Origin of the sequence: Shewanella sp. NKUCC05_KAH (assembly GCF_019345585.1) — a bacterium.
Lineage (GTDB): Bacteria > Pseudomonadota > Gammaproteobacteria > Enterobacterales > Shewanellaceae > Shewanella > Shewanella oncorhynchi.
The window spans coordinates 170,199-188,452 of sequence record NZ_JAHKQZ010000007.1 but is presented as its reverse complement, the minus strand read 5'-3'; the positions used below and the strand labels follow the sequence as shown (position 1 = coordinate 188,452).

16 protein-coding genes are annotated in these 18,254 nt (G+C 44.2%); 9 read left to right on the top strand and 7 right to left on the bottom strand.

The window, feature by feature from the left end:
• Window positions 1-445 (bottom strand): transposase domain-containing protein (locus tag KO533_RS08960; RefSeq protein ID WP_219253755.1); only part of this gene is annotated, 445 nt, incomplete at its 3' end.
• A gap of 412 nt (window positions 446-857) precedes the next feature.
• On the opposite strand from KO533_RS08960, the gene KO533_RS08955 reads away from it, so the two are divergent.
• Entirely contained in the window at window positions 858-2,033 is a 1,176-nt protein-coding gene (locus KO533_RS08955; protein ID WP_105251256.1) for a type III PLP-dependent enzyme, read from the top strand.
• A gap of 65 nt (window positions 2,034-2,098) precedes the next feature.
• Here the strand turns inward: KO533_RS08955 and KO533_RS08950 are convergent, their stop codons facing one another.
• The gene (locus KO533_RS08950; protein WP_006083288.1) at window positions 2,099-2,311 is read right to left on the bottom strand and encodes a YdcH family protein; all 213 of its coding nucleotides are present in this window, start codon (window positions 2,309-2,311) and stop codon (window positions 2,099-2,101) included.
• A gap of 413 nt (window positions 2,312-2,724) precedes the next feature.
• Between KO533_RS08950 and udp the strand changes: the two genes are divergently transcribed.
• Window positions 2,725-3,483, top strand: a complete 759-nt coding sequence (gene udp / locus KO533_RS08945) for a uridine phosphorylase (RefSeq protein ID WP_105251257.1) — start codon at window positions 2,725-2,727, stop codon at window positions 3,481-3,483.
• A 102-nt stretch (window positions 3,484-3,585) separates the two neighbouring features.
• On the opposite strand, the gene KO533_RS08940 is transcribed toward udp, so the two are convergent.
• Window positions 3,586-4,338 carry an outer membrane protein OmpK gene (locus tag KO533_RS08940; protein WP_219253753.1) on the bottom strand — a complete coding sequence of 251 codons (753 nt, stop codon included), beginning with the start codon at window positions 4,336-4,338 and terminating at the stop codon, window positions 3,586-3,588.
• A gap of 475 nt (window positions 4,339-4,813) precedes the next feature.
• On the opposite strand from KO533_RS08940, the gene KO533_RS08935 reads away from it, so the two are divergent.
• From KO533_RS08935 to KO533_RS08925, 3 genes are read left to right on the top strand one after another with little or no spacing between them, the layout of a single operon-like run.
• On the top strand, window positions 4,814-5,284 hold the full coding sequence (locus KO533_RS08935; protein ID WP_113940097.1) for an NfeD family protein: 471 nt from the start codon (window positions 4,814-4,816) through the stop codon (window positions 5,282-5,284).
• Window positions 5,285-5,296: 12 nt separating this feature from the next.
• Complete coding sequence (locus KO533_RS08930) at window positions 5,297-6,232, top strand: slipin family protein (protein WP_212600511.1); 936 nt, start codon at window positions 5,297-5,299, stop codon at window positions 6,230-6,232.
• Window positions 6,232-7,170, top strand: a complete 939-nt coding sequence (locus KO533_RS08925; protein WP_168825701.1) for a stomatin-like protein — start codon at window positions 6,232-6,234, stop codon at window positions 7,168-7,170. Before KO533_RS08930 ends, KO533_RS08925 begins: the two co-directional genes overlap by 1 nt.
• Before the next feature lie 191 nt (window positions 7,171-7,361).
• Here KO533_RS08925 and KO533_RS08920 read toward each other — a convergent pair whose 3' ends face one another.
• The 4 genes from KO533_RS08920 to priA form a co-directional block, all read right to left on the bottom strand.
• Entirely contained in the window at window positions 7,362-7,586 is a 225-nt protein-coding gene (locus KO533_RS08920) for a hypothetical protein (protein WP_006083282.1), read from the bottom strand.
• A gap of 315 nt (window positions 7,587-7,901) precedes the next feature.
• Window positions 7,902-8,618, bottom strand: a complete 717-nt coding sequence (locus KO533_RS08915) for an SPOR domain-containing protein (RefSeq protein ID WP_168825699.1) — start codon at window positions 8,616-8,618, stop codon at window positions 7,902-7,904.
• 3 nt (window positions 8,619-8,621) lie between these two features.
• Window positions 8,622-10,367, bottom strand: a complete 1,746-nt coding sequence (gene argS / locus KO533_RS08910) for an arginine--tRNA ligase (RefSeq protein WP_105251263.1) — start codon at window positions 10,365-10,367, stop codon at window positions 8,622-8,624.
• Between the two features lie 134 nt (window positions 10,368-10,501).
• Window positions 10,502-12,697: a primosomal protein N' gene (priA, locus tag KO533_RS08905; protein WP_219253751.1), complete on the bottom strand. Its 2,196-nt coding sequence runs from the start codon at window positions 12,695-12,697 to the stop codon at window positions 10,502-10,504.
• A gap of 102 nt (window positions 12,698-12,799) precedes the next feature.
• Here priA and KO533_RS08900 point away from each other — a divergent pair, with 102 nt between their 5' ends.
• The 4 genes from KO533_RS08900 to csrD all read left to right on the top strand — a co-directional run bounded on the left by KO533_RS08900 (window position 12,800) and on the right by csrD (window position 18,104).
• Window positions 12,800-13,813 carry a FimV/HubP family polar landmark protein gene (locus KO533_RS08900; RefSeq protein ID WP_219253749.1) on the top strand — a complete coding sequence of 338 codons (1,014 nt, stop codon included), beginning with the start codon at window positions 12,800-12,802 and terminating at the stop codon, window positions 13,811-13,813.
• Window positions 13,814-13,994: 181 nt separating this feature from the next.
• Complete coding sequence (gene rpmE, locus KO533_RS08895) at window positions 13,995-14,207, top strand: 50S ribosomal protein L31 (protein WP_063883331.1); 213 nt, start codon at window positions 13,995-13,997, stop codon at window positions 14,205-14,207.
• A gap of 522 nt (window positions 14,208-14,729) precedes the next feature.
• Window positions 14,730-15,974 carry a malic enzyme-like NAD(P)-binding protein gene (locus tag KO533_RS08890; RefSeq protein ID WP_219253748.1) on the top strand — a complete coding sequence of 415 codons (1,245 nt, stop codon included), beginning with the start codon at window positions 14,730-14,732 and terminating at the stop codon, window positions 15,972-15,974.
• A 186-nt stretch (window positions 15,975-16,160) separates the two neighbouring features.
• Entirely contained in the window at window positions 16,161-18,104 is a 1,944-nt protein-coding gene (gene csrD / locus KO533_RS08885) for an RNase E specificity factor CsrD (protein ID WP_219253746.1), read from the top strand.
• Window positions 18,105-18,254: the final 150 nt, after the last annotated feature.

The following is an 18,254-nucleotide window of genomic DNA, read 5'->3' as shown; positions in this document are numbered from 1 at the left end:
TTTGGACACTATCGGGTGTCCGCCACACTACACCGTCAACACCATACAAGTTAAGGCCGCACCAATGAGGATGTTCAGCTCTCGCGTGCCAGGTATTGGCGCTGCGACTAAATACTTCTCTAATAACCTCACTGCCCAATCGTTTACGCGCCTGAGTCACGGCGCTGCGTGCAACATAATCAATCTCTTGCGGCAAAACAATGTCGAGTTTGTTGATGAGTGACCGAACAGATTCCCCTCGGAACAAAGCCATTCCGATAACGGCCCAAATCATCGCGTCCATCGGCAATTTACGTCGTCTTAACGTCGCAACGCCCTGAGAGTCTAGGCAAGATTGAATTAACTCAGGTTCTAACACATCTGCTAAGCAGGTGAATTCGGTTAGGCGGGTAATATGAGTACGGGCGAGTGCTTCTGAGAGTTGCATAAAAAAATCCGATGACATGAGGTCATCGGATTTTGATCTTTTCAGCGAGATCGTCAAGCGATCTGTCTTAACTGATCGGCATTATCCATTAGTCTTCTTTTCGCTGTGTGATTGTTACTTCAAGATAACTGTTTTTAGATGGATATTTTGGCTCCAGCCAGTCTATCCATCTCCCTTCCGATAACGTCGTAAAAAATTCACTTTTTATTCTGATAATGAACACAAATTTACCTTAGGGTTTGTGTGCATAATTATTTGTTTTATAGCGCCTTTTTTTGATTGTTCAGTTCCTTAAAGAGCTGTGGAATAAAAAGTTATTAATTCAGCATAAAAATTCGTTGCGTAAAGCGAAAAAATATCGTTTACTGCGCACGTTTTTAATACATCACACTTACTGTTATCTATCTGACCCAAAGGAGACTCTGGCCCGATGAGCCAATTTCAATCTATTGATGTTGCTGACTATTATGATATGGACACATTCAAGCGTATTGAAGCGTTTGCCAAAGACAAAGCAACCCCGTTCGTCGTGATCGATACAAGTATCATAGCGAAACAATACGATGACATGGTTAATAGTTTTCCTTACGCCAACGTTTATTATGCAGTTAAGGCAAACCCCGCGGCCGAGATCTTATCTTTACTAAAAGATAAAGGGTCAAACTTTGATATTGCCTCGATTTATGAGCTAGATATGGTCATGAATGTCGGTGTGACAACCGATCGAGTCAGCTATGGTAATACCATTAAAAAGCGCCAAGATGTGCGTGCATTTTATGAGCGTGGCGTGCGTATGTATGCATCTGACTCAGAAGCTGATTTGCGAATGATCGCTGAAGAAGCACCGGGTTCACGTATTTATGTGCGCATTCTGACCGAAGGTACAGATACCGCTGATTGGCCGTTATCCCGTAAATTCGGCTGCCAAAACGAAATGGCCTATGAGCTATTAGTATTGGCACAGGAATTAGGCTTAGAGCCTTTTGGTATTTCTTTCCATGTGGGTTCTCAGCAACGTGACATAGGTGCTTGGGATTCCGCTATTGGTAAAGTGAAAAGCATTTTTGACCGTCTACGTGATGAGCACAATATCACCTTGAAGATGATCAATATGGGTGGCGGTTTCCCTGCTAACTATATTGATAAAACCAATCAATTGGGTGTGTATGCCGAGCAAATCACTCACTTCCTGAAGGAAGATTTTGGTGATGATTTACCACAAATTATTTTGGAACCAGGTCGTTCGTTGATCTCTAATGCGGGGATTTTAGTGTCTGAAGTGGTACTGATCAGCAAAAAATCTTACACAGCGTTAGAGCGTTGGGTGTTTACCGATGTGGGTAAATTCTCTGGCTTGATTGAAACGATGGACGAGGCGATTAAGTTCCCGATTTATACTGAGCGTCAAGGCGAGCTGGATAAATGCGTGATTGCCGGCCCAACCTGTGACAGTGCAGATATCATGTATGAGCACTATAGCTATGGCTTACCAAATGACTTAGCCATTGGCGATCGTATGTATTGGTTAACCGCAGGAGCTTATACGACGACGTATTCAGCAGTATGCTTTAACGGTTTCCCACCGCTGAAGGATTACTATCTGTAAGCGATTGTGATGACATTAATAAGGGCGCTTAGGCGCCCTTATTTGTCTTTAGAGTAATAGTAGAATTACTCGTGGGATTTGAGGATCTGATAAATTTCCTCTTTTAAATGTAACTTTCTGCTTTTGAGTTCTTTCACAGTGGGATTGAAATCACTGGCGACACGTTTTTCCAGTTGTTTGATTTCCTCGTCTAACTGATTATGCTCATTAAACTTACGTTGAAAATGAGCATCTTGGGTTTTCAGGGTGGAAATTAATTCTCTGTACTCTGGAAACATCGGCATTCTCCTTGTCGTCATTTACTACACTTCAGGTTACGCCTTAACCCTAACCTTATACCAAGTCGTTAAACGTGACTTAGATCACTTTTAGCGGTCACTTAGATTAATACTAATGGATGATTTATTTTAATATATTTTAAATCAGTATCTTAGGTATTTGTTGCCACAGCCTCTGGCATGAGTTCAGGATCTGGTTCACACTTTGTTTGGTATAAATCAGACTGACATTCGAAATATGGGCAAATTTGCTATCTTGTGAGCAGATGCTGGTGTAGTTGGTAATTTCATTACGACTAAACAATTACTTCTTGCCGATAATTCTGTGATCAAGTTAACCTTCACCGCTTCGATACTAGGTTAAAGTCGATTTTATAAGAATTTAATTATCAAAAATGAAAGGGGTTTTCACAATGGCTGATGTATTTCATTTAGGTTTGACCAAAGCGATGCTCGATGGTGCAACCTTAGCAATCGTTCCTGGTGATCCAGAGCGTGTAAAACGTATTGCCGAACTAATGGACAATGCGACGTTTCTTGCTAGCCACCGCGAGTATACAAGCTATTTAGCGTATGCCGATGGCAAGCCAGTAGTAGTGTGTTCAACCGGTATCGGTGGTCCATCTACTTCTATCGCAGTAGAAGAACTTGCACAATTAGGTGTGAATACCTTCCTGCGTGTAGGGACTACAGGCGCAATCCAACCTCATGTAAATGTGGGCGATGTGATTGTGACTCAAGCTTCAGTACGTTTAGATGGCGCGAGCTTACATTTTGCACCTATGGAATATCCAGCGGTTGCAAACTTTGAATGTACCACAGCTATGGTTGCAGCGTGTCGCGATGCTGGCGTTGAGCCACACATTGGCGTAACAGCTTCTTCTGATACTTTCTACCCAGGCCAAGAGCGTTATGACACTGTCACAGGCCGTGTAACGCGTCGTTTCGCGGGTTCAATGAAAGAATGGCAAGATATGGGCGTACTGAACTATGAGATGGAGTCTTCCACTTTGTTCACTATGTGTGCTACTCAAGGTTGGCGTGCAGCCTGCGTTGCTGGTGTGATTGTAAACCGCACCCAACAAGAAATTCCTAATGAAGCCACAATGAAGAAAACTGAAGTGAGTGCGGTTTCTATCGTGGTTGCAGCAGCGAAAAAATTGTTAGCTTAATTTTTAGTAAGCTAAGCAACACTCCCCTGCAAAGTGAGTGCTCAGAATAGAAAAGGTGCCAATGGCACCTTTTTTGTTGTTTTAAAACTATGCAGATACCGATTAGAAATGGTATTGAGCAATCACAGAGTAAGTGTCTTGATCGACGCCTTTCACACCGTATTTATTGGTCCACAGATCGTATTCGATACCCACCAATAATTTATTGGCTTGATGATCACCGAACAGGCTCTTACCGAGATCGTATTTTAGCTGTGGGTTGAAATGGAAGTTTTCCTCGTAGCCGTTATCGTCGGTGGCAAATACCCAGTCGATAAAGCCATCGAGTACTATGTTGGCAGATCCAACAGGGATATCGATACGAAATACAGGAGTGAACTGCCAGCCGTCACTATTGTTACCAGTGCTCATACCATCGCGGCGATAGGTATTAAAGTTAAGATAAGTAAAGTATGGTACTGCTACGTCGACCCCTAGACCGTAAAGTAGGCTATGGACTGGGCCTTCACCTTCTTCATAGGTTAACGCTAGAGACAAGTCTGTTACTGGCCCAAAGGCGATTTTCTCGCCAAGAATTTTACTGGCACTAAAACGTGGCGAAATTTCACCATAGGTAGTGCTTTGCATGCCCGTGTCGTTACCTTTGAAATAGATAAAATCTTGGAAGGCAAACCAATCACCGTATTTCCAACCGCCAGCGGTTTCCAAGGTGATAGTGGCTTGTTTATCCGATGGCGCTAAATCGTAGTCTTCGCCATAGAGGGCTGTTGCACTGAAATCCCACCACTGTACTAAGTCACCCGCAAATGCTTGAGGAGAAAGCATTAGTGCTAGGCATAGGCATGTTTTTTTCATTGTTATTTCCTGTTGTATAGGTCGAAGTTAATTCGTGTCTTACTCAATCCGCTCTCTGACCTATGGCATGGTTTGATGGGTAAGTTCAAACCTAGCGCGAGTGTACGTCAAAGGACTTGCTCAAAAGTGGGGGCAATATATGCAAAAATTTACATTTATTCAAAGTTTTTATCGAATGTTGTTGCCAAAATCACATAATCATTAGTGAGGAATTTTATTTTTAGACAATTGATTTTTAATGGGTTTTATTGTTATTGCGCTGCTTGTGGATTGGGGTTTTGCTATCTTTTTGAATTGATTATGCTTAATTTTAAAACAACCTAACGGCTTTCGTGGGCGGATATGGGAGAATGAGGATTAAGTCATAGGTGATTGAGTGTGCATTTTGATAGGGTAAATTTTGACATATTATGTCGATTATCCGAAACTCTGCTGTTATAGTGCAGTAAAGGACACTCTCATTTCAGGGGGAAATATGGAGTTTTCAAATCCGATTTTAGTGTGGGCAGTGATTGGTTTAGTGTTAATGCTCGCCGAAATAGTGGTTCCAGGTGGCATAATAGTGTTGCTGGGTGCGGCTTGTTTAGTCGTGGCAGGTGCGTTAGGCATAGGACTGGTCGAAGGTGTCGTGCAGAGCATGACTCTGTGGTTTATCTCTGCCATTGTGTTGTTATTGGCTTTCAGACAAGTCACTCAGAGGCTCGTTGGTGGTGATTCCCATGTGGATAACACGGATGAAGCAATCGAACTATACAATCAAATTGTTCGCGTAAAGCAGACCATAGGTCCTGGGCAAACACCTGGGCGGGTGGAGTTTCAAGGTAGTGAATGGCCAGCGCTTGGCGATGGCAGCATTATTGAGGCGGGTACCGAAGTCAGAATTATTTGTCGTGAAAATATCGCTCTAGTCGTTGAGCCTATTTCAATAGAAGCTTCCAAAAACTAAAGGATGGAATCTATGTTTGTATTTACCTTAGTCATTTTATTTATCTTTTTTATTCTTTATAAGTTGATGTTAATTGTGCCGATGCGTGAAGTGCATGTCATTGAGCGTCTTGGCAAATTCCGCGCAGTATTAAGCCCTGGATTTCATATTTTGATCCCTTTTTTCGATCGCGTCTCCTACCGTCACGATACCCGTGAGCAAGTATTAGATGTGCCGCCACAGAGTTGTATCTCCAAAGATAACACTCAACTTGAAGTGGACGGCTTGGTCTACCTAAAAGTGATGGATGGCAAACTGGCGAGTTATGGTATTGAAAACTACCGTAAAGCAGCGGTGAATTTAGCCCAGACCACTATGCGATCTGAAATCGGCAAGCTGAGTTTGAGTGAGACTTTCTCTGAGCGTGATAGCTTAAATGAATCAATCGTGCGGGAAATAGATAAGGCTTCCGAGCCATGGGGAATCAAGGTATTGCGCTATGAAATTCGTAATATCACGCCTTCACGCCATGTTATCCACACCCTTGAGAAGCAGATGGAAGCTGAACGCCGTAAACGTGCCGAAATCACCTTAGCGAATGCCGAAAAAGCCGCGATGATCAATATGTCTGAAGGTGAGCGCCAAGAGGCCATTAACCTGTCAGAAGGTCAAAAACAGAAACGGATTAATGAAGCTAAAGGTACAGGTCAGGAGATCGCTATCATAGCGAAAGCAAAATCCGAAGGTATGGCAATGATCTCGCAAGCATTAGCCGTCAATGGCGGTACAGATGCGATGAATATGCTATTAAAAGAACAGTTTATTGCTCAAGTTGGTAAGATCCTCAATGATGCACAAGTCTCTGTTGTTCCCGCTGAAATGGCAAAACTTGAAGGTTTCTTCGAAGGTATGGAGCAAGTCACTCAGACTATGAGTGGCCAGAATAATCTTGGCAAAGGAGCGCGATAATGAATATTCCAGTAGATACAGATTTGATTGTGATGGCGATTTGGGGCCTGATATTTGCCATTTTTGTGATTAAACTATTTCAATCGATCCGCCTAGTGCCCACTAAATCGGCTTTTATTGTTGAGCGTTTAGGTAAGTATCACAGTACGTTAGATGCGGGGTTCCATACTTTGATCCCCTTTGTGGATAAAGTGGCTTTTATTCATGATTTGAAAGAAGAAACCATTGACGTACCACCGCAGGAATGTTTCTCGAGCGACGAAGTAAACGTTGAAGTGGATGGGGTGATTTATATCTCTGTGACTGACCCAGTGAAGGCCAGCTATGGTATTACTGATTATCGTTATGCAGCAATTCAGTTGGCGCAAACGACGACGCGCTCTGTCATAGGGACACTTGATCTTGATCGTACGTTTGAAGAGCGTGATGTGATTTCAGCTAAGGTAGTGCAAGTCTTAGATCAAGCGGGTGCCCTGTGGGGAATACGTGTGCATCGTTATGAAATAAAAAATATCACACCACCTGAAACCGTTAAAAATGCCATGGAAATGCAAGTAAATGCCGAGCGTGAGCGCCGTGCATTATTGGCTAAGAGTGAAGGCGACAAACAGAGTAAAATTAACCGTTCTGAAGGGGTTAAAGCTGAAACGGTAAACCGTTCTGAAGGTGAGATGCAGCGCCGGATTAACGAAGCCGAAGGTAAGGCTGAGGAAATTTTAACCATTTCCCGCGCAACGGCAGAATCGATTGAACGTCTCGCCTCTGTTATTGCCGCGCCGGGTGGTCACAATGCCCTGCGGATGCAACTCGGTGAGCAATACTTTAAACAGCTTGATGGCTTAAGCCAGAAGAATAGTCGTGTGGTGTTACCAGGTAATATGGTGGATTTCGATTATTGGATGAATAGCATAGGCTTAACGGAAGAAAAACCGAGCTAAGGCTGTGGTTAAAATCTGAAACTAGCTAGTTCATTAAGGTCAAATACCCAGGTGTTTGGCCTTATTTTTTGGCTGTAATTGGATGATATAACAGTTTGTGTTGCGAATTGCGGGGAGATCATACAGCTTCTGTTGAATGAACCGCCAGAAGCTGCAGTTGGGCATAGATAAATTTTTCATTGAATGGAAGGCTAATAAGCTAGGCGTTCATGAATTTGGGAATGGGCGTGGGTTTCAATGAGCTTGGCAATTTGGTTTTGTTCTAATTGCTGAAGCGCAGAAATTTCGTCATAAATCTTGTCTTGAACATCCAGCGGCATGCGCACATGTTCCATAAACATCCTAATTCCCAGCATGTCGCCACTCTTGAACAGTTGGCTGAATTCGGTGGCTTCTATCTCGATTAATGCATTCATAATACTTCACCCTGAGGTTGGATTTGACACAGATACAGCGGTCTTGCTGTTAATTAAGAGATACGCCTAAGTTTGATCTAGGTCAATTAAACTGCATATTAATCTTTCTTAATAAAGGATTTTGTTGTTTGTAAATAATGGGTTATAAATTTAGTAGATCAGCAAATTTGAAATGAGTTGTTGTTTAAAACTGAGTTTTTATGGGTAGGCAGAATCAATAAGTGAGTCATGTGATACGGATAAAAAAATAGCGACGAGCGATAAAACGCTGGCCGCTATTTATTCTTAATAGTCTATCAGGAGTAGGCTAAAGCCTTATTTAGGAATCGCTAGAATCTGGCAACCATTAATCCCTGCTTTTTGCAGTGTATGACGTTTACGCTCTGCATCACGTTTACGCTCGAAGGGGCCTAAAGCAACCTTGTACCATACGCCAGTCGTACCTTCGACTTGTCTCACTTGCGCCTCTAAACCTTGGAAAGCGATGACAGCTTTCATCTCGTTCGCCTGTGATTCTTGGCGGAAAGAAGCACACTGCAACTGATATTGCATCGGTGTTCTGCTCGCAACAATATCGGGAATATCGACCTCAACATGCTTATTTTCAAGCTCGTTCAGATAGGTCCATTCTTCCTTTGGTTGTGGTGGCAGAGCATTAGGATCCTTCTTTGGCGGAACAATAAGCTCAGCAGTTTCAGTTGTCTCTACTGGGATAACGACCGCTTGGCGTTCAGGTTCTTTGACCTTAGGAGTAAGCACCGCTGTCTCTTGAGGCTTAACTTGTACTTCCGTTTTCTTGGCCGGAGCGGGTATCGGCTTCACTTCTTGCTTAGCATTATCTTTAATGCTTGACAGGAAATAGACGAAACAACCCACAGCGAGTATGACAAAGCCTATCAAGGTCAGCGGCAGCTTCTTACGCGGCGCCGATTTAGATTGTGAAGGCTTTGCTCGAGTTGGGCGAGTCGCGCGGATTGGGCGCGGTTTAGCGCCCGACTGCGGCCTTCTATTGGCATAATCGCGATTACTCATGGCTTACATCCGCTCTAAGGTTTCAATACCGAGTAGATTTAGGCCTTTTTGTAACGTACGAGCCGTCAGTTGCGCGAGTAATAAACGGCTGTTCTTTTGCGCGTCATTATCGGCGGCAAGTACTGGACAAGCTTCGTAGAAGCTAGAGAAAGCACCCGCTAATTCATATAAATAAGCACACAGTACGTGCGGCTGACCTTTATCGACAACACGATTGAGGATCTCACCGAACTGCGCCAACTTATTACCGAGATCTTTCTCTTTTTCATGCTCAAGCACGATTTTCGCTTGGCTGAGATCCAGATCGGTTACTCGCTTGAATATGCCCGCAACACGGGTGTAAGCGTACAGCAGGTAAGGTGCGGTATTGCCTTCGAAGCTGAGCATTTGCTCGAAGCTGAAGATATAATCGCTGGTACGGTTTTTCGACAAGTCAGCATATTTAACGGCGCTGATCCCAACGACGCGGGCGATTTCAGTCAGCGTGGCTTCATCCATATCAGGATTTTTGCTACGAACGAGTTCTAGCGCGCGCACATTGGCTTCTTCTAACAGGTCAACTAACTTAACGACACCGCCGCTACGGGTTTTGAATGGACGGCCATCTTCGCCGTTCATAGTGCCAAAACCTAAGTGTTCTAATGACATATCTTCACGGACAAACTTAGCCAGTTTCGCTAGGCTAAAGACTTGTTGGAAATGCAGTGCCTGACGTAGGTCAACAAAATACAGGACACGATCGGCCTTTAACACGTTCGAGCGGTAGCGCATTGCCGCAAGATCTGAGGTGGCATACAAATAGCCGCCATCGGCCTTTTGGATGATAACAGGCAATGGCTCACCTTCTTTGTTGCGGAAGGCTTCTTGGAATACGACTTTAGCGCCGTTACTTTCGGTTAATAAACCTTGGGCATCTAAATCTTTAACCACTTGCTCGAGATCGGCGTTATAAGCACTTTCACCGTGTACATCGGCGCGGGTCAGGCTCACACCTAAACGGGCGTAGACTTCATGGCAGTGGCTTAACGAAATATCGTTAAATTCGCGCCACAGTTTGTTGCAATACTCGTCACCAGATTGCAGTTCGACCACTAACTGACGAGCGCGGGTTGCGAATTCTGCTGATTCGTCGAAACGCAGTTTCGCGGCACGATAAAAGTTTTCTAAATCAGACAGTTCAAGTTGAGCTTCTTCACCATTTTTGGCGCGCAGCTCTTCCATATAGGCCAGCAACATACCAAATTGTGTGCCCCAGTCGCCCACATGGTTTTGACGGATAACCTTGTGGCCTAAAAACTCCAATGCACGCACAACACTGTCACCAATGATGGTTGAACGCAGATGGCCTACATGCATTTCTTTGGCGAGGTTGGGTGAAGAGTAATCGACAACAACGGTTTGTGGGGTCGGTAATTTAATGCCTAAATGCTCATCGTTGACGGCATTTTGCAGTTGATCTGCTAAGGCGCTGTCGTTGATGAAAAAGTTGATAAAGCCTGGTCCTGCGATTTCAACCTTAGCCACAAAAGCCGAAGCCGGTAAGGTATCTATGATCAGTTGGGCTAATTCGCGTGGATTCTTGCCTGCGACCTTGGTCAGCATCATGGCTAAGTTGGTTGCCAAGTCGCCATGACTCTTATCCTTGGTTCGATCTACCTGAATGCGTGCTTCAAAGTCAGCAGGCACAATACCTTGTTGTTTAAAGGATTCTAGAGTTTGTTCAAGTAATGATTGGATATGTGATTTCATGGGTTCTAATCGGCACTAACTTTAAGAGTGAATATAGGGAATAACCGCATATTTTAGCCGTTTGTGGTTAACAATTGCTATCTTCCCGATGATTTTTTATCAAATGGCGCTTAAATACTTATCAAATACTCGACTCAGAGGAGATCCTGCGGATCTCTGTCTAAGCTCCATCGGCAGCGTTTAGCTTCGATAAGTTGTTCTACAAGCGGATGAATACGTTCAAACTCTTGCTGCAGACGGTTGCGGTTTTTAGCTTGGAATAAGAGTTGGCGACGGAACTTGCCAGCTTTTTTATCTAAGGGCGCGGGCATAGGGCCAATCACCTCAAATTCTTTATCTTGGGGCAAGAGCGCGGCGAAGGCGTTGAGAAAGTTATCGGCATCACTGGCTAAATGCGCTTCGGCGCGCACCAACACCATGTGCCATGCTGGCGGCAGCAGTGCCTGTTGACGTTCTTTGAGTTGGCTGCGAGCAAACTCGCCATAACCGCGGTGCAGCAAATCCCGCAAAATGGGATTGTCGCTCTGGTGAGTTTGCAATAATACCGTGCCGGGTTTACTGGCGCGCCCTGCACGACCTGCAACTTGGGTATAGAGTTGTCCAAAACGTTCGGGCGCGCGGAAGTCGGCACTAAATAAGGCGCCATCGACATCGAGTAACCCAACAAGCGTGACATCAGGGAAGTGGTGGCCCTTAGCCAGCATTTGCGTGCCGACGAGGATTTTATATTCCCCCTTATGAATCGCATTTAAGTGGGTTTCTAATGAACCTTTAAGGCGGGTCGTATCACGGTCGATGCGCACTACTGGATGTTTCGGAAACTCCTGTTGCAGCGCTTCGGCGAGCTGTTCTGTGCCTATGCCTTGGCCCATCAACATAGTGCTGCCACATTTGTGACACTGCTTGGGGATAGCGTATTGATTGCCACAATGGTGACAGCAAATTTCGCCAAGGGATTGATGTACTGTGAAAAACGCGTCGCAGCGGTCGCATTCGTGTAAGTGCCCACACTCGTGGCAAAGCAGGGCTGGTGCGAAGCCGCGGCGATTGAGAAACAACAAGACTTGGTTGCCTGCGTCTAAATGCAGGCGGATTTCGTTCAGTAACGGCACTGACATACCGGCTTTCAGCGGCATATTTTTAATATCGATAATGCCTTGGCGCACTTTTTTAGCCGCACCTGCGCGTTCACCCAGTTGTAAATGATGGTAACGGCCGCTTAAGGCATTTTGTAGACTTTCGAGTGAGGGCGTCGCTGTGCCCAAAATCACCGGAATCGCTTCTAAATGGCCACGCATAACTGCCAAGTCGCGGGCATGATAACCAACACCTTCCTGTTGCTTGAAGCTACTGTCGTGTTCTTCATCGAGTATGATGATGCCGGGATACGCCATAGGTGTGAACAATGCTGAGCGGGTGCCGATAATGATTGCAGCCTGACCACAGCGGGCTTGGCGCCATGCTTCGAGTCTCTGATTGTCGGTTAACCCTGAATGCAAAATGGCAACATTGACTTTGAAACGGCGCTTAAAGCGATTGATTGTCTGGGGTGTTAAGCCGATTTCAGGCACTAAAATTAACGCTTGTTTGCCTTGCTTGAGGATTTCTTCGAGTACAGCAAGATAGACTTCCGTTTTACCCGAACCGGTAATGCCTTCTAATAAAGTACAGTGATATCCTTGTTGCAGATTTAAAGTGGCAACGGCGACGGCTTGTTCTTTATTGAGTTTATGTGGCGTTTCGTCCATTTCGAGTGTGGTGCGCCAGTCGAGATTAAGCTCGGCAATTTTTTCATGGCGTGCCACCCAGCCTTTATCTTCTAAGGATTTAAGCGCCGCTTTACTGATGTCTAAGCTGATAACCTCTTCTTGGGTTAAGCTGGCGGTTTTGAGTAACTCGAGTAGTTTTTTCTGTGCGGGTGCGCGTTTAACCGCTTCGGGCGCAATATTTTGGCCTATTTCAGTTAATTGCCAGAATTGGATCTTTTGTGGCGCGGCATCGAGCCCTTTACGCAGGGCCACAGGTAAGGCTTGGGTTAGCATCTGCCCTTGGCTGCAAAAATAGTATCTCGCAGCCCAAAGAGTTAATTTATAAAGTGATTCAGGCAGTAAAGGTTTATCGTCGATAAACTCGAGCACAGACTTAATTTGCTTTGGGGCTAAGCTGCAAGACTCAGTGATACCTGTGACTAACCCGATCAATTGTTGACGACCGAAGGGAACTTTAACGCGCACACCTATTTGCGGTGTACTAGGATAGGATTCGGGTACGCGGTAGCTAAAGGTTTGCCGCATAGGCACAGGTAACGCAACTTCGACAAACAATGACATATGCAGGCAAGTCTTAGACAAGAATGTGGTTTAGTGTACTCAGCGCGGCTGGCTAGGGCTAGCCCTAATGATGGTTTACCAAGGATAGTTGAGAGTAAATAAATGGCTAATATAGTGAAATCATTAGGTCTACTTGCTTTGGTGTGCAGTGCACCTAGCATGGCACAAGTCTCCCATGTGAGTATTAATAGCCGGATGTTTGAATTAGGCGCTTACCCTAAACTCAGGGTGAATGTGATCGCAGACAATCAAGATATGTCGCGCTTAGAGTTTGTCGTGCAGCAAGCTAGCGGCGAAGAAAGGTTAATGGTTGAGGAGATTAATCGCTTTTTAGTTTTACTCACTGGCGTTGAAGATGTGAAGGATAGCAGCGCTAAACTCTTAGTGAGAGAGTATCGCCTTGACCGATGGTATGACGTCAAAAGTATTAATTTATTCGGTGCGGCTAAACCTGCCTCTGCCGCGTTAACGACAAAAGCGGTTTCGGACACTAAAAATACCACTACAGCGGGCGCCCCCAAAAGTGCGGATAAAGTGGGCATTAAGCCTGTAAAAGTGGTGGCAGAATCAAAGCCACTTGAAGAGGTAATGCCCGCAGTGACTGTTGCTACTGCTGCAAATACCCAATCCAAAGTACCAACGGTAGAAGTGGTGACTGGCTTTAGATTTCCTGAAGCCGCGAATAAACAAAATACGTCGGCTACTGAGATAAACGCCTTCGCTAAAACCTCTGAGACGATTGCTGTTGAAAAAGGGGCTGTTGAAAACGCTGCAACTGAAACTGTGGTTCCAGAAATAGTGAAAACGGCAAATAATGAGCAAAAACAGAATATTGCTGAAACGGCCTCGCAGACGCCCGAACATTGCCAGTTAACGTATCTTGCTGGCGAGACGTTGTGGCGTATTGCTAGTCGATATGCCAAGGATTGGGATGTGAGTGTATATGGTGCTATGTTGGCGATTTACGAGGCAAATCCTGTGGCTTTCTCGAAGAATAGAATCAATGCACTCAAGAGCAATGCGGTGCTATCTTGTCCTTCGAAAATGATTTTGGATCAGCATTCTGATGCTAAAGAGGCGCGGGCGGTATTTGAGGCTAAAGAAGCGGGAAAATAAGCCGCTTAACTAAAGTCAAAATAGACACAGATTAACCGGCAAACGCTCAGATAATCTACTTGTATCCCTTGTAGGTATGCTGTACCATTCTGCGCCCTAAACATATTGTTATTAACATGCATGTGGTGTCCGACTACGGGTTGGAAGAGCGACATGGCCTTACACTTTTGAGGTAACCCCAATGAAACCAGGTATCCACCCAACATACGCTATCATCACTGCAAACTGTACTTGTGGTAACGTTATCAAAGTAAACTCTACTGCTGGTAAAGATCTGCATTTAGACGTGTGTGGTGCTTGTCACCCATTCTACACTGGTACACAAAAAGTTGTTGATACCGGCGGTCGTATCGACAAATTCAACAAGCGCTTCGCAGTGCTTGCAAAGAAATAATTGCGATTGCAATGTTTCTAGAAAAGGCGCCTATGGCGCCTTTTTGCTTTTTGTTATTCGTCAATTTTCTTTATTCCGCTTATTCTACATATCTAGCTGGTACGACTTCACTCAATAAATCGTCAACTTATTCTGTATTGAGAGTTCAAGTGTATAATTCGACTTATTTATAGCAATTAACTATAAGATAAATATGCTAGTCGCCATATATTGTAATTTAACCAACATTTTTGAGATTAAGTCGCTACAACTAGCGCAGTAACTACAAAATATATGTTTGTTTCCTACAAAACATATTAAGAAATGCAGCTTTATTATAGGAGATAAGTTTATAAAACTAAGCTTAGAGGGTCTATTTGGCGGCTAAAGTGAAAATTATGAATCTCTTATTTATAAATTCCCCTTATTGGCGTATCTTACCCCGACCAGCCAGACTATTAACATCACCCTTTGGTGAGACTAGATGTGTGTTGGTAGGTCTTACTCTCATAAATTATAAATGTCGCATTTCAGGATTTTAAAATGTCAGATATTCGTCAACAAGCACTCGATTATCATGAATTTCCCATACCAGGCAAAACCGCAGTTTGCCTTACCAAACCCGCCGAAACGAGTCACGATCTCGCCCTAGCTTATAGCCCTGGTGTGGCTGAGCCAGTACGCGAAATCGCTGCAGATCCTGACAATGCGTATCGTTATACCAATAAAGGTAATACGGTTGCCGTGATTACCAATGGTACGGCTATCTTAGGTTTAGGGAATTTGGGCCCTTTGGCTTCTAAACCTGTAATGGAAGGTAAAGCATTATTGTTCAAGCATTTTGCGAATATCGATTCGACAGATATTGAGATTACGCATAATACGCCTGAGGAATTTATTAATACTGTTGCTGCGATTGCTGACACTTTTGGTGGTATCAATCTTGAAGATATTAAAGCGCCCGAATGCTTTGTTATCGAACGTGAATTGATTGCTCGTTGTAAAGTGCCAGTATTCCATGACGATCAACACGGCACCGCAATCGTGACTGCGGCGGGTATGATCAATGCGCTGGAAATTCAAGGTAAGTTGATAAGCGACGCGACTTTTGTGTGTATGGGCGCGGGTGCTGCTGCCATCGCTTGTATGACTATGCTGGTAAAATGCGGTGCGAATCGCGCCAACATTTACATGCTAGATACTAAAGGTGTTATTCATTCTGGCCGTACAGATCTTAATGAATATAAAGCACTCTTTGCGAATGATACCGAAAAATGCACGCTTCTTGATGTTATTAAAGGTGCAGACGTATTTTTAGGTCTATCAGGTCCTGACGTCATTGGTGCAGAAGAAGTCGCGCTGATGGCCGATAAGCCAGTGATTTTTGCGTGTTCTAACCCAGATCCTGAAATCAAACCTGCACTTGCTCATGCAACGCGTAGTGATTTGATCATGGGTACGGGTCGTAGCGACTATCCAAACCAAGTGAATAACGTATTGTGTTTCCCGTTTATTTTCCGTGGTGCATTGGATGTGCGTGCGTCTTGCATTAATGATGAGATGAAAATTGCGGCAGTTCATGCAATTGCATCACTGGCGAAAGAGCCTGTGCCTGCGAGTGTATTGAAGGCTTATCCTAATGTGACGTCGCTGAGTTTTGGCCCTGAATATGTGCTGCCAAAACCTATGGACCCACGTTTATTGCCAAATGTTGCCCGTGCGGTTGCACAAGCGGCTATCGACTCTGGTGTGGCTGCGATCACCACTTTACCTAAATACGCCGACTAGGCTAAAAGTGGTAAAAACATCGAAAAGAGGCTAATTAGCCTCTTTTTTGTTTTTAAGTGGACATTAAAGTCACAGCGTCTTAGTTGCCTTTTAGGTTATGCTACTGAATAATCAACGGACAACTTTTGTTGAACTTCTGTTAAAATCGCACAAATAATTATAATAATCCTGCAGGATAGCGGATAGATGAAATTCACCCGAATGTTAACTACAAAATTAACCAGCTTTTGGTTAATGTCATTAGCCGCTATCGCCTTCGTATTTTTGCTGAGCGCTATGATGAGTTTCGTGCAGCTGACCTATAAATTTCAGCAGCAAAAAGTAGTTGAACTCGAAACTATGTTAGTGGACCAATATCAACACCAACCCGATTGGGATTTGGAAGCTTGGCTGCCACCCATGCTGCTTGCTTACAATGCCGTTAATTTTCGGTTGACCTTGAAAGATGAAGTGTTATTTACCTATGAAGGCAACCTTTCTACGCAAAATGCGATGGTGTATGACCATGTGCTAGAGCCGATATCTGGCTTGCGTATGCAGTTAACCTTGACTCAGCCCTTTGAACATTACACTTTCAGTTGGTATGAAATTCTGATTTTGTTGGTCGGTATCTTAGCCGTGGCTGCCTTAGTGCGTTTTGGTTATTTATGGTTTTCACAGCAGCTCGATGGCATTGAAGAATTAGCCTTACGCAGTCGATTGATTCTGCAAGGTAAGTATGAGCAAGCACTCGCTACCCCTGGAAATGGTAAACCAAGGCTGATTAACCGTGCTTTGACTAAGTTGTTAGAAGAGTTACAGGACGCACAAAAGGAGCGGGGGCGTTTCGACAAATTCATCCGTTCTAATACCTTTCTTGATGCGGAAACGCGCATTGGTAACCGACTCTTTTTGAATAATCGTCTCGACGCCCTTAGTCATAATCAGGCTATGCTTGCCCACGGGGTAATCTATTTATTAGAAATGGATGATCTGGATTTATTGCAGCAATCCCAAGGTGAAGCAGTGACGAAAGAGCTATTAAACTCGACAGTTAATGCGATAAGTCAATTACTGCAAACTCAAGCTAATAGTATTTTTGCCCGTCGTTCCCATAATCAATTTGCCATAGTCGTGCCGCAAATCTCCTTAATTGAAGCGGATCAATTTGCCAGCAAATTACTCAAGATATGTCTAAGCCAGCCTTTGCCTGATGTTGAGAATAGCGATAACTTTTTCCACCTCGGATGCGCTTATTTTACCGCAGGCGATAATGCGGCTCAGTTAATTGAAGAAGCCGATATGGCTTTGAGGGCGGCACAATTACAGGGTAATAGTAATTGGTTTATGTACGACAAAGGCGCGATTGATGAAGAATTTGCCAAAGGCTCAGTGCGTTGGCGAAGCTTTTTAGAAAACGCGTTAGTGCAGCGGCGCTTTTTTCCCTTTAGCCAACCCATAATCGACTCTGATGGTAATGAGCACCATAAAGAGATATTTACGCGGGCTCGGGATAATCAGGGGGCGTTAATCCGTGCCACACTCTTTATTCCTATGGCGAATAAATGTGGCTTAATGCCACAGGTTGAACGGCAAATTATTGAGCGGGTATTGTTATTATTGTCGAATGAATTAGCAGACGGCGTATCGAATGCTCAAACAGTTAAGAAATCAGCGCCGCAGATATACAGTATTAATCTGAGTTTGGATTCGCTAATGAGCCGAGCCTTCACTCAATGGCTAAAAACGACGCTATTAGAATATCGCCATCTCACCACGCGACTGATTTTCGAAGTGTCTGAAGATATCGTTATTCAACATCAAGAAAAGTTGCAGCCTAAATTAGATATGATCCGTAAAATGGGCGCGAGATTATGTGTCGATCATGTGGGTCAGCAGGTTGTCGGTACTTATTACATTCGCGAATGTCATTTTGATTTAATTAAATTACACAGATCCATCGTGCGTCATATTCATTTACGACCAGAAAACCAATTATTTATTCGCAGTTTGATTGGCGGTTTATATCGAACGGAAGTACAAGTCTGCGCCGAAGGGGTAGAAGTCTTTGAAGAGTGGCAGACACTGCAAATCCTCGGTGTTGGCGCAGCGCAGGGAATGTATTTCAGTGAACCCATAGAGGCTAAGTAAGGGAAGTTCAGTGTTTGGGTGATTAATGTCGTCTTAGAGACAAATAGATCCTATTATTCACGTATTTATCTATAAAATACGAGCATTTGCGGCTAAACTAGCCAGTGCCAAAAATATGACGTTTGCGGTTTTTATTCTGTATCGAGCAGG